Source organism: Romboutsia lituseburensis DSM 797 (genome assembly GCF_900103615.1).
Taxonomy (GTDB): domain Bacteria; phylum Bacillota; class Clostridia; order Peptostreptococcales; family Peptostreptococcaceae; genus Romboutsia_F; species Romboutsia_F lituseburensis.
The window spans coordinates 81,039-92,798 of record NZ_FNGW01000002.1 but is presented as its reverse complement, the minus strand read 5'-3'; the positions used below and the strand labels follow the sequence as shown (position 1 = coordinate 92,798).

General features: G+C 25.2%; 9 protein-coding genes. 7 read left to right on the top strand and 2 right to left on the bottom strand.

The window, feature by feature from the left end:
- The first annotated feature begins 6 nt into the window (after positions 1 to 6).
- Together BLP75_RS03640 and BLP75_RS03635 are read left to right on the top strand one after the other, a co-directional pair.
- On the top strand, positions 7 to 1,752 hold the full coding sequence (locus tag BLP75_RS03640; RefSeq protein ID WP_092723011.1) for a heparinase II/III domain-containing protein: 1,746 nt from the start codon (positions 7 to 9) through the stop codon (positions 1,750 to 1,752).
- A 118-nt stretch (positions 1,753 to 1,870) separates the two neighbouring features.
- Positions 1,871 to 3,583: a heparinase II/III domain-containing protein gene (locus BLP75_RS03635; RefSeq protein ID WP_092723009.1), complete on the top strand. Its 1,713-nt coding sequence runs from the start codon at positions 1,871 to 1,873 to the stop codon at positions 3,581 to 3,583.
- A gap of 104 nt (positions 3,584 to 3,687) precedes the next feature.
- Here the strand turns inward: BLP75_RS03635 and BLP75_RS03630 are convergent, their stop codons facing one another.
- Positions 3,688 to 4,398 (bottom strand): glycosyltransferase, encoded by a 711-nt coding sequence (locus BLP75_RS03630; protein WP_092723007.1) that lies wholly within the window; start codon positions 4,396 to 4,398, stop codon positions 3,688 to 3,690.
- 157 nt (positions 4,399 to 4,555) lie between these two features.
- On the opposite strand from BLP75_RS03630, the gene BLP75_RS03625 reads away from it, so the two are divergent.
- Positions 4,556 to 6,241 (top strand): heparinase II/III domain-containing protein, encoded by a 1,686-nt coding sequence (locus tag BLP75_RS03625; RefSeq protein WP_092723005.1) that lies wholly within the window; start codon positions 4,556 to 4,558, stop codon positions 6,239 to 6,241.
- Positions 6,242 to 6,316: 75 nt separating this feature from the next.
- On the opposite strand, the gene BLP75_RS03620 is transcribed toward BLP75_RS03625, so the two are convergent.
- The gene (locus tag BLP75_RS03620; protein ID WP_092723003.1) at positions 6,317 to 7,015 is read right to left on the bottom strand and encodes a hypothetical protein; all 699 of its coding nucleotides are present in this window, start codon (positions 7,013 to 7,015) and stop codon (positions 6,317 to 6,319) included.
- A gap of 234 nt (positions 7,016 to 7,249) precedes the next feature.
- Between BLP75_RS03620 and BLP75_RS03615 the strand changes: the two genes are divergently transcribed.
- From BLP75_RS03615 to BLP75_RS03600, 4 genes are all read left to right on the top strand, one after another.
- Positions 7,250 to 7,975, top strand: a complete 726-nt coding sequence (locus BLP75_RS03615; RefSeq protein ID WP_092723001.1) for a galactosyltransferase-related protein — start codon at positions 7,250 to 7,252, stop codon at positions 7,973 to 7,975.
- Positions 7,976 to 8,028: 53 nt separating this feature from the next.
- Entirely contained in the window at positions 8,029 to 8,658 is a 630-nt protein-coding gene (locus BLP75_RS03610; RefSeq protein ID WP_170139145.1) for a glycosyltransferase family 32 protein, read from the top strand.
- Positions 8,659 to 9,002: 344 nt separating this feature from the next.
- The gene (locus BLP75_RS03605; protein WP_092722997.1) at positions 9,003 to 9,791 is read left to right on the top strand and encodes a 3D domain-containing protein; all 789 of its coding nucleotides are present in this window, start codon (positions 9,003 to 9,005) and stop codon (positions 9,789 to 9,791) included.
- A gap of 231 nt (positions 9,792 to 10,022) precedes the next feature.
- On the top strand, positions 10,023 to 11,720 hold the full coding sequence (locus BLP75_RS03600; protein ID WP_092722995.1) for a phospho-sugar mutase: 1,698 nt from the start codon (positions 10,023 to 10,025) through the stop codon (positions 11,718 to 11,720).
- Positions 11,721 to 11,760: the final 40 nt, after the last annotated feature.

Below are 11,760 nucleotides of genomic sequence, written 5' to 3'. Positions count from 1 at the left end.
ATCTTAATGTATGAAATAAATAATCCAGATATTATATATAATAAAATAGTAAATTTATTAAGAGACAAAATGAGTTTTTATATAAATGGGCTAGAAGATAACGACCCAGTACAAATGGCAAATGAAATTATATATAGTAATACTTTCTATATAAATAGTCATGAAAAAGTAACATATAAAGATAGTATAAATTGGGTAGATACTAGCAAAGGAAGAACATACCTTAGATACTTAAATTCTCAATTTTTTATATGGAAAATAATAAAGGCATATCAAGTAACAAAAGATACAACTTATTTAGAAAAAGGTTTAGATATAATATATGATTGGATAGAAAAATATAATAATCAATATGACAATAAAATAGCTTATCACAAAGAAACCACATCACTTAGAATGAATGTTTGGATTGGATTTATTTTAATTTCAGTAAATATATTAGGTAATGAAAAATTAGAGTTATTAGCTGAAGTAATGAAAGATACAGCTAAGTTACTTGCTAATAATGAGTTTTATTTAACTAATACAAATCAAGGTATGTTTCAAGATATAGCTCTTATTTTATACTCACAAGTTTTTACTACAGATGAAAATGTAGATTACTATATTAAATTAGCTTACAACAGAACAAAAAATTATTTAGATTATATTTATACAAAAGAAGGAATTCATAAAGAGCACACTCCACATTATCATTATTTAGTAACTGACATTATTCATAATATGTATGAGATATTCAAAGATGACAACTACGAACGAGTATCATATATGGATGATTTATATAAAAAATCACTTAAGTTTTCATATCAAATAGTAAAGCCAGATGGAACTATTCCACAAATAGGAGATAATCAACCATCTAAAATAATAGAAAATGAAATAATTTCAAATTTATATAAGGATGACTATTTTTTGTATGCTATAACTAGCGGAGAAAAAGGCAAAACTCCTAAAGAAGATATAGTTGTGTTTAAAGAAAGTGGATATGCAATATTAAGAGATAGTTGGCAAAAGAAAAAAGAGGCACTTTATATATTATTTTTAGCAGCACAAAATAGCAAAACTCATAAGCACAGTGATGATTTATCTTTTTTAATTTATAAAGGAGAAGATATAGTTATAGAAGCTGGATTTATAGGGTACGACTATGATGATATGTATACTCAATACGCGTACTCTGCATATGCTCATAACACTCTTGTAGTAGATGATGAATCTTCTCTTTACAGATTTGATTATAACAAAAAAGAAAAAGAAGTATATATAAGTGACTATGATACAAAATTTGACAAACCATATGTAGTTGGAGTAAATAAAAGATATGAAGATGTAGTTCATAAAAGAACTATAACCTATGAAAAAAATAATACTACTATACATATAAAGGATGAAATCATTTCTAAAAATAAACATAACTATAAATTATTATTTAATTTTGGTAAAAATATAAAATTTAATAATGAAGAAATAATTAAACTGTCAAATACTAATAAAGAAATAGGATTGGTTAGTATAGAGTCAAGTTGTGAATATAAAAAAAACATATACTGGGGAGAACTAGCTTTAGATCTTAATGAAAATCAAATTATTTATCCTATAATATCATCTCAGTTAGAAAAAGAAATTGTCAAAAATGAAAACTTTAAAGGATGGAATTTTCCAACAAGATATGAAAAAGAAAAAAATATGGTTTTGGAAATTGAAGTAAATATAGATAGTTTTATTTTAAGCACAAAAATTATTTTGTACTAAGTACTTAAAAGATCGATAAGTAGATTAAGAAATTAAAAATATTAAAAATAAATAATAAGAATTGCTGTAAAATTTAAAAATTATTTTTTACGTTAACTTATATTGGGAGTAGATTAGTATGGATTTTTACACAGATAAAAATATAGAAGGTTTGTATATTAAATTAAAACAAGTGATAAATGTTAATGTCAATAAAAATTATTTGGATGCTAGTGATGACCTAGTAAATAATAATAAATTAAGAATATCAGGTTATGAATATATAGACTTAAATGAAAAGCTAGATTGGGAAAATATTGAAGTTGGAAGAAGCTATTTAAGACGATTAAATGGGCATATTTTTTTAGGTGATTTGTTAAGCTCATATGAAGAAACTAACAATACAATTTTTATAAAAAAGGGAATAGAAATAATAAATAATTGGATGGATAACTTTGAGTTAGATTATGAGCTTAAAAATAAAAGTAAATATGCATTTCATGATGAAACAACAGCCCTTCGATTAAACAATTGGATAGGATTTTTATTAGTAGCTCATGATTTATTTCCTGCTGAACAGTTAAAAAGATTTGAAACTAATATTGAAAAAACTGCTAAATTATTATCTGATGATAATTTTCATAATAAAAACACAAATCATGGTATGTATCAAGATTTATCATTATTACTTTATTGTATAGTCTTTAACAAGGATTTAAATTCTAATATATACAAAGAAATATCAATAAAAAGATTAAAGGATTATTTTGAATTTGTATATACTGAAGATGGAGTTCATAAAGAGCATACCCCTATGTACCACTATGAAGTTAGTAAATGTGTTTATTTATATTCTAAGATATTAAAGGATATAGAATTAGAGTTTTCAAATTATTTGAATGATTTATATACAAAAACTCTACGATTTTCTTATCAAATATTAAAACCAGATGGAAGGTTTCCAGAAATTGGAGACAATGCACCTTCTAAAGTTATATCAAAATATAAAGATTTATACGATGATAAAAAATATTTATATGCAATTACTTGTGGAAAATATGGAAGTAAACCACTTGAAAATAGTGTGGTTTTTAAGGATGCAGGATATGCAATACTTAGAGATGATTGGGGTAAAAAAGAGAGTGCACTATATATATTATTTAGTGCAGCTTATAATAGCCGATACCATAAACATTGTGATGAATTGTCGGTATTAATATATAAAGGAGAAAATTTATTTGTAGAATCAGGTTGCAATGGATTTGAATATTCGGATATATTTACTCAATATGGATATTCATCATATGCACATAATTCATTAATTGTAGATAATAAATCTATGAAATTAGATATGAACTTAGCTAATAACTTGCAAAAACTAAATGATGCAAGCTTAAACTATGAAGATGTATATATAAAAGATTATAAGATAAGTGAAAATTACTCATATGTTTTAGGTGTTAATAAAAGGTATAAAGATATTATTCATAAGAGAAGTGTTGAATATGAAAAAGATAATAACTATATAAAAATCATAGATAATATAGGTTCCAAAAACAAACATAATTATAAAATACTTTGGAACTTAGCAGTTGGAATAAATATAAAGTATGAAGGTGACAAAACATATTTAGTTAAAGAAAGAACTGAAGAAAAAATAGGTGAAATAAGCTTTGAATCATCTGAAAAATTTGTTATTAATAAATACTTTGGTGAAACTGAAGATATTCCAAAGGGATGGTATTTTCCTAAACCAAAGGAAAAAGAGAAAAGATATACAATAGAATTAGAGTGTGATTGTATAACAGCTGAAATTAAAACAAAGATAATTTTATATGATAAATTAAAATAAAAAAGTATAATCTTTAATTGTGAAGATTATTTATAAATGTATAAAAAGTGTATATTATTTCCAAAATGTTTTTAGAAATATATACACTTTTATTTAATTAATAATTATTTGTTTTTATCAACTATATTAAATTCTTTTAATATAGACGACTTAATACTTTTGTCAGTTATAACTTCTTTTGTATGGCTTTTATCAAAAGCAGTTGAAGTATTATTAGCATGAGCAGTAACTACAAAGTTTCTTTTATTTATTATAGCATGATTTAAATTTATTACAGCTTTATGCCCCTGAGATAATTTATAAAATTTTTTAGCTAAATAATCTTCACTTTTATATATTAATGTATAAAAAGGTGGAGAGAAATGATACCATACACCTAATTTATCGTTAACATAGTCATATATATATCCTTCTTGATTTATTATACATTGCAAGCCTTCATAAAATGGAAAATCAATTAGTTGTTGAATAAATGTAGGATGATATATATCATCACAATCTATCCTAGCAATATATAAATAATCACAGGTTCTAGCAATTTTATTTATAACTTTATTAGGATTAGTAGTAAATATAACATTATCAGGTAACTTAGGATGATTAGATAACCCTTCTTGTATAAGGTCATGAGATAATTCATCATAGTGAACGATACCTATAAAATTTTGATTTGACTGATTCAAAAGACTTTTACAAGTGAATCTCATAAAAATATCTAATCTATAATCAATCCACTCTTTACTTAGTCTTGGAACTTCTGGATGAGTAGACATAAATGTATTAAATCTCATATTAACTATTATAGTTTTATCCATGATTAATTCCTCGCTTTATTTTATATTAAATAACACTTAAAACATTAGATTATAAGTATTATTTATAACTTAATATATTCTAAAAAATAGAAAAGTGTTAAAAATATCCTAAACCTATAATTCAATTATATATATTAAACTTTATGGAGGGCGAAATATGAGTTACGATATAGAAAATAGTGAAAAAATCTATAAAAAAATCAAACCATTATTAAGAATAAAATACAGCAAAAACTATATAGAAAATGCAAATGAAGTAATAAATAAATATGATTCATGTTCAAGTGAATGGAAAGTCATAGATGAAAATAGATCCAATAATAGATACTGGCATGGGCATGTTTTTATAGGGGATATAATAAAGTCATATAGATTTACAAAAGATAATAGTTATTTGATTAAAGGTATAGAAATAATAAATAGTTGGATAAATGAGTTTAATTATAAATATGAAAATGAAATAGCATATCATGATGAAACAATAGCACTGAGAATAAATAATTGGATTGAATTTATTTTGTGTAGTGAAAATATCTTGGATAAAAATAGTACAATATTATTAAAAAAATGTATAAAAGAAACTGTTAATTTGATTGCGAAGGGGAAATTTTATAGAGAAAATACAAATCACGCAATGTTTCAAGATATAACATTATTAATATATAGTGAGGTTTTTAAAAATAATTCAGATGTTAATAAAATCTCAAAAATAGCACATAAGCGATTATATAATTATTTTAAGAATATATATACATTAGATGGAGTTCATAAAGAACATACTCCACAGTATCATTATATTGTAACAAGAAATATGTATCAGATTTACAATGTTTTTAAAGATGATACGTTAACTTGTGATTACTTATACAATTTGTATTTAAATACATTAAAGTTTTCTTATAATATATTAAAACCAGATGGAACATTCCCACAAATTGGAGATAATGAATGTATAAAAGTAATAGATAATATATCTTTATATAAGTTATATAGTGATCCTAGATATGAGTATTCTATAAGTTGTGGTGAAAAAGGTATCAAGCCACAAGAAAATATTGTGGTATTTAAAGATGCTGGATATGCAATATTTAGGAATAGTTGGGATAAAAAGAATAAGGCACTTTATATATTATTTACAGCAGCATATCATGGATCATATCATAAACATAGCGATGATTTATCTATTTTAATATACAAAGATGGAGATGTTTTTATAGATGCAGGGTGCAGAGGATACGATTATTACAATAAATATACACAATATGGATACTCAGGATTTGCACACAATTCACTAATTGTAGATGATAGCTCTAAACTATACACTAAAGACTGTAAATACGAAAAAGTAAGGATAAAAGACTACGATATAGAGGGAGACGTACCTTATGTAATAGGTGTAAATGAAAGATATGAGGATGTAGTACATGAAAGAAAAGTTCAATACAATAAATCAAACGAATTAATAACTATAATAGATAATATAAAGTCAATAAATAAACATAATTATAAGATGTTATTTAATTTGGCTAAAAATATAGAGTTTGTAGTTAAGGATAAAATAATACTACTTGAAAAAGACGGAGCAAATATAGGGGAGTTAAGATTTAAATGTACAAGTGAATATAAAATCAACAAGTACTTTGGAAAAGATGAAAATGGTTTAAAAGAAGATGAAATTATTTATCCAGTATTAAAGAGACAAATAATCAACCATACAAAAGATAAATGTCTAAAAGGATGGCATTTTCCAAGTAAGTTAATGCAAGATAAAAATATTGTATTAGAAATTGAATGTGAGTGTGAAAGTTTCAAGCTAGAAACAGAAATTTTATTATATAACTAATTATGTAATATAAATTCAAGTAGCATCCCTTATATATTATGAATTAGTGTTAACATATAAGGGATGCTATATAATCTAGATTATTTTAAATTCTTTTAAAATAGAGGTTTTTAAATTTTCATCTAATATAACTTCTTTTGTATGGCTTTTTTCAAATTTTGTCATAGTATTTTTTTCATGAACATTTACAATGAAATTTTTATTATTAATAATTTCATGATTTAATAATATAGCACCTGTATGTCCTCTATTCAATTTATAGTATTTTTTATTTAAATAATCTTCAGATTTATAGATAAGTGTATAAAATGGAGGTGATTTATGAAACCATGTTCCCAATCTATTATTGACAGAATCATATATATATCCGTGCTGATTTAATATACATTCCAAACCTTCATAAAATGGGAAATCTATTAATTGCTGTACAAATGTAGGATGATACATATCATCACAATCAATCCTATTTAAATATAAATAATCATAATTTTTTAAAGCTTTATTTATAATTCTATTAGGAGATGGTGTAAAAACAATATTATCTGGCAATTTAGGATATCTAGATAATGCTTCCTCAATAAGGTTATGAGATAACTCATCATAACGAACAATTCCTATAAAGGATTGGTTTGTTTGATTAATAAGACTTTTGCAGGTATAATTCATAAAAATATCCATTCTATAATCAATCCATTCTTTAGTTAACCTAGGAACTTCAACATAAGTATTCATAGGGGTATTAAACCTCATATTTATAATTACAAGTTTTCTCATAGACTATCTCCTTTAAATATATTACACATACTTACAAAATAAAAGTATATATAATGTATATTATTAAAGAAATACAAAAAATGTTAAAGTTATTTAGAATTGATTTAAATATAAATTAATCACAGAAATAAATGAAATTGAATAAAATAACTAAGAAGAGTATGTCATAATTTGATGCTGTAAAGATATTAAATTATGACACTGTTTCTTGTAAATAAAAATGAGGTGACTTAATTGAAATTTGACAATATATCATTACTAGTTCCTTATAAGCCTGATGGATCTTATAGACAAAAAAATTGGGAATGGATAAAAAAAAGACATGAAATATTAATGCCTGGAGTTGAGATTTGTATAGGAGATTCAACAACACAACCATACTCAAGAGCACAATCAATTAATAGTGCAGCTAAAAAAGCTACTAGAGAAATATTTATAATAGCGGATGCAGATTTAGTATTTGATATAAAAGAATTAGAAAAAGCAATAGAGCTGTTGGATAAATATTATTTTGTATTACCATTTAGCAAGCTAGTAAAAATGACTGAAGGAAAAACTGAAAAACTATTAACTGATAACTTTGCAATAAAAACAGATGATATAGATATTGAAGGATGTAAAATAGCTGATAAAACTGGATGTATGTCTCCTGGTGCTATGACAGGTGGTATGTGTATTATAAAAAGAGAAACCTTTGAAAATATAGGAGGATATGATGAAAGGATTAAAGGATGGGGAGGAGAAGATAATATATTTTTTATAAGTATAAGATATATGTATGGACTAGAAAATATGGTTAGAACAGAATCTACAATATGGCATTTATTTCATAGATATTCAACTAACTATAAATCAGAAGAATTAAGAAATAAAAATATAGATTTAATTAAGTCTATGTATGGAAGTGAAGAATCTATATTAAACAGTATAATAGAAAATAAAAAAAATAATTTTTATTAAAGAAATATAAAATAAAGTTAAGTTTGAAAATTAAAGGGAGATGAAATATTATTGTGATACCTAAAAAAATACATTATTGTTGGTTTGGTAATAAAGATAAACCAACATTAGTTTTAGATTGCATAAATAGTTGGAATCAATATTTAAGTGACTATACAATAATTGAATGGAATGAAAGTAACTTTGATATCAATAGTAATATTTATGTAAGACAAGCATATGAAAGTAAAAAATATGCATTTGTAAGTGATTATGTTAGATTATATGCTTTATATAAAGAAGGAGGAATATACTTTGATACAGATGTAGAAGTAGTTAAAAATATGGATAAATTTTTAAATCTAGATGGATTCACAGGATTTGAAAGTACAAATTGGGCTGTTACAGCTACGATGGGAAGCGTACCACAAAGTAAAATAATTAAGCTGTTATTGGACTATTATACTAATAAACAATTTATCGTTAATAATAGATATGATTTAACAACAAATACTAAAATAATAACAAATATATTTAAGAAATACTACGATATTTCTTTAGATGGAGAAAAACAAAATTTATTAGGTACAAATTTTATTATATATCCTGTAGAATATTTTTGTCCTATAGATTATAGTAGCAAAAAAGCTACAATTACAGAAAACACACATACCATTCACCATTTCAATAAATCTTGGCATTAAAACTATCTATAAATTTCACATTATTTTAGAGAATAATAATATATTAAACTGGGTAAAAATAGCCACTGTTAAAAATATGATATTGGCTATTTTTACATTTTACTTGTATTTAAAGAGGTTTATAAATAGAAGTAAAATATGTATAGTATGGCATAATTTTATATAAATAATTAGGAAAGCTTAATTTCTAGAAATATATATAATTAAGTATTAAATATAAGAGTAAAAATAAAAGTTACAAAAAAGTTAATTAGAAGTTACAAAAAAGTTACATAAATTAGTAACAACCTTAATATATATACATATAAGCAACTTTAAGAAAACTTATAAAAAGGAGGACTATTATGAAAGAAAGGCGATCAATAATAGTTAGTGTAATAAGTATATGTATATTAATAGGGATGTTAGTTGGATATTTCACTTTACAAAAAGATAAAATATGTTTAGTAGTTAAAGGAAAAGAAACAACAGTATCAACTTTCAAGAAAACTGTGAAAGACTTGTTAGAGGAAGAAGAAATAACTTATGATAAAGATGATGAGATAACGCCTAGTTTAGATACTAAGCTAAAAGATAAAATGAATATAAAAGTAGTTGAAGTAAAGAAGCTAAAACAAACAGAATATAAAGATATACCATTTGAAGTTAAGCTAGTAGAAGATAAAGAGTTAAAAAAGGGGACAACCAAGGTTACACAAAAAGGTGAAAAAGGTGAAAAAGAATTAGTATATGAGCTTACATATAAAGATGGTAAACTTGATGAAAAAAAATTAACTAAAGAATCAGTATCAAAAGAGCCGTTAGAACAAATAGTTAAAAAGGGCACTAAAAAACAAGAAGTAGCAGTGTCAAGAGGAGGATCAAGCTCAAGACAAATGAGAGTTGTTGCAACAGCTTATGCAGGTGATGGAATAACATCAACAGGAACAGTTCCAAGATGGGGAACAATAGCAGTAGATCCTAGTGTAATACCATATGGTTCAAAAGTTTATATACCTCAATTTGGTATGACATTTAGAGCGGAAGACTGTGGAGGCGCTATCAAAGGAAATAGAATAGATATATTTATGGGAAGTGAAAGTCAAGCATATAGTTGGGGGAGGAAACCAATAGATATATATGTAAGTAGATAGAAAAGTTAAATACATATGCATATAAAAAAAGAGAATAAAACAATATTCTCTTTTTTTTGCTATGAGCATGTCGTAATATGTATACACATTTTTATTGAACGAAATGTTTAATTATGTTATCTTTACATACATAGAAAAACAATATAAAATAAAGAATAATAAAGTTTTAGTAAAAAAATCGTTTTATACTATTCGTTATTAAAAACAGTGAGGATGAAAGGGAGATAATTTATGGAGTACATGAAAAAGTATGAAGAGTGGATAAATAAGCCTTATTTCGATGAAAAAACAAAACAAGAACTTGAAGGATTAAAAGATGATAAAAAAGAGATAGAAGATAGATTTTATAAGGACTTAGAGTTTGGAACAGCTGGTCTTAGAGGAGTTATAGCTGCTGGAACAAATAGAATAAATATATACACAGTAAGAAGAGCGACTTTTGGACTTGCAAATTACATAATAAAAAACACAACAGAAGAAGAGAAAAATAGAGGGGTAGTAATAGCACATGATAATAGACATATGTCTAGAGAGTTTTGTATGGAGGCTGCAAATACGTTAGCAGCATGTGGCATAAAAGCATACATATTTGATAGCTTAAGAACTACACCAGAATTATCTTTTGCAGTTAGAAATTTACATGCAATAGCTGGTATTGTAATAACAGCAAGTCACAACCCAACAGAATATAACGGATATAAAGTATACTGGGAAGATGGCGCACAAGTGATGCCTCATATAGCAAATGCTATAACAGATGAAATAAATGAAATACATGATTATAGCACAATACCAACATTAACTGAAGAAAATAAAGAATTAGTTATAATGTTAGACCAAAAACAAGACACAGAATTTATAGAAGCTGTTAAATCGCAAGTAATAAGAAAAGAATTAATAAAAGAAGTTGGAAAAGATTTTAAAATAGTATTTACTCCACTTTGTGGAACTGGAAATGTTCCAATAAAAAGAGCGTTAAAAGAAGTGGGATTTGAAAATGTTGTTGTAGTTAAAGAAGAAGAAATGCCAGATCCAAACTTTGCGGGCATAGATTATCCAAACCCAGAAGATAAAAAAGCTTTAATTAGAGGGATAGGTCTTGCTAAAGAAGTAGGAGCAGACTTAGTTATAGCAACTGATCCAGACTGTGATAGAGTTGGAGTAGCAGTTAAAACTACAAGTGGAGAATATGCATTATTAACAGGAAATCAAATAGGTGGAATGTTAACTAATTATATAATAGAGGGACTTAAAGAAAATAATAAACTTAAAGAAAATTCTACATTAATAAAAACTATAGTTACATCTGAATTTGGTGCAGATATAGCTAAAAGTAATAATGTAGACGTATTAAATGTACTTACAGGATTTAAGTTTATCGGAGAAAAAATAAAATCATTTGAACAAAACAATGAAAAAACATATATGTTTGGATATGAAGAAAGTTATGGATACTTAGTAGGAACTCATGCAAGAGATAAAGATGGAGTTGTTGCAGCAGTTTTAATAAGTGAAATGGCAGCTTATTACTACTCTAAAGGGCTTAGCTTATATGAAGGCTTAGTAGAATTATACAAAAAATATGGATTCTTTAAAGAGGAAACTATATCTTTAACATTAAAAGGAATAGAGGGTATCGCGAAAATAAAGGATATAATAGCTTACTTTAGAGAAAATGGTATAGATAATGTAAATAAAGTAAAAGTTGTAGACACAAAAGATTATGCTAAAGGAATTGATGATCTTCCTAAAGCTGAAGTATTAAAATATTTCTTAGAAGATGGATCATGGATAGCAGTAAGACCTTCAGGTACAGAACCAAAGCTAAAGTTTTATGTAGCAGTTAAAGGTGAAACTGAAGAAATGGCAAATGAAAAAATCACAGCAATAAAAACTTATATAAATAATACAATAGATAAGTTAATGTAGTTAATATAAAGGGTGCAATAAAATTTTGCATCCTTTTTAA

Bases quoted from the DNA above. Each gene is read 5' to 3' on its own strand.
- BLP75_RS03640 (WP_092723011.1), top strand. From the start codon at position 7: ATGTATGAAATAAATAATCCAGATATTATATATAATAAAATAGTAAAT.
- BLP75_RS03635 (WP_092723009.1), top strand. From the start codon at position 1,871: ATGGATTTTTACACAGATAAAAATATAGAAGGTTTGTATATTAAATTA.
- BLP75_RS03630 (WP_092723007.1), bottom strand. From the start codon at position 4,398: ATGGATAAAACTATAATAGTTAATATGAGATTTAATACATTTATGTCT.
- BLP75_RS03625 (WP_092723005.1), top strand. From the start codon at position 4,556: ATGAGTTACGATATAGAAAATAGTGAAAAAATCTATAAAAAAATCAAA.
- BLP75_RS03620 (WP_092723003.1), bottom strand. From the start codon at position 7,015: ATGAGAAAACTTGTAATTATAAATATGAGGTTTAATACCCCTATGAAT.
- BLP75_RS03605 (WP_092722997.1), top strand. From the start codon at position 9,003: ATGAAAGAAAGGCGATCAATAATAGTTAGTGTAATAAGTATATGTATA.
- BLP75_RS03600 (WP_092722995.1), top strand. From the start codon at position 10,023: ATGGAGTACATGAAAAAGTATGAAGAGTGGATAAATAAGCCTTATTTC.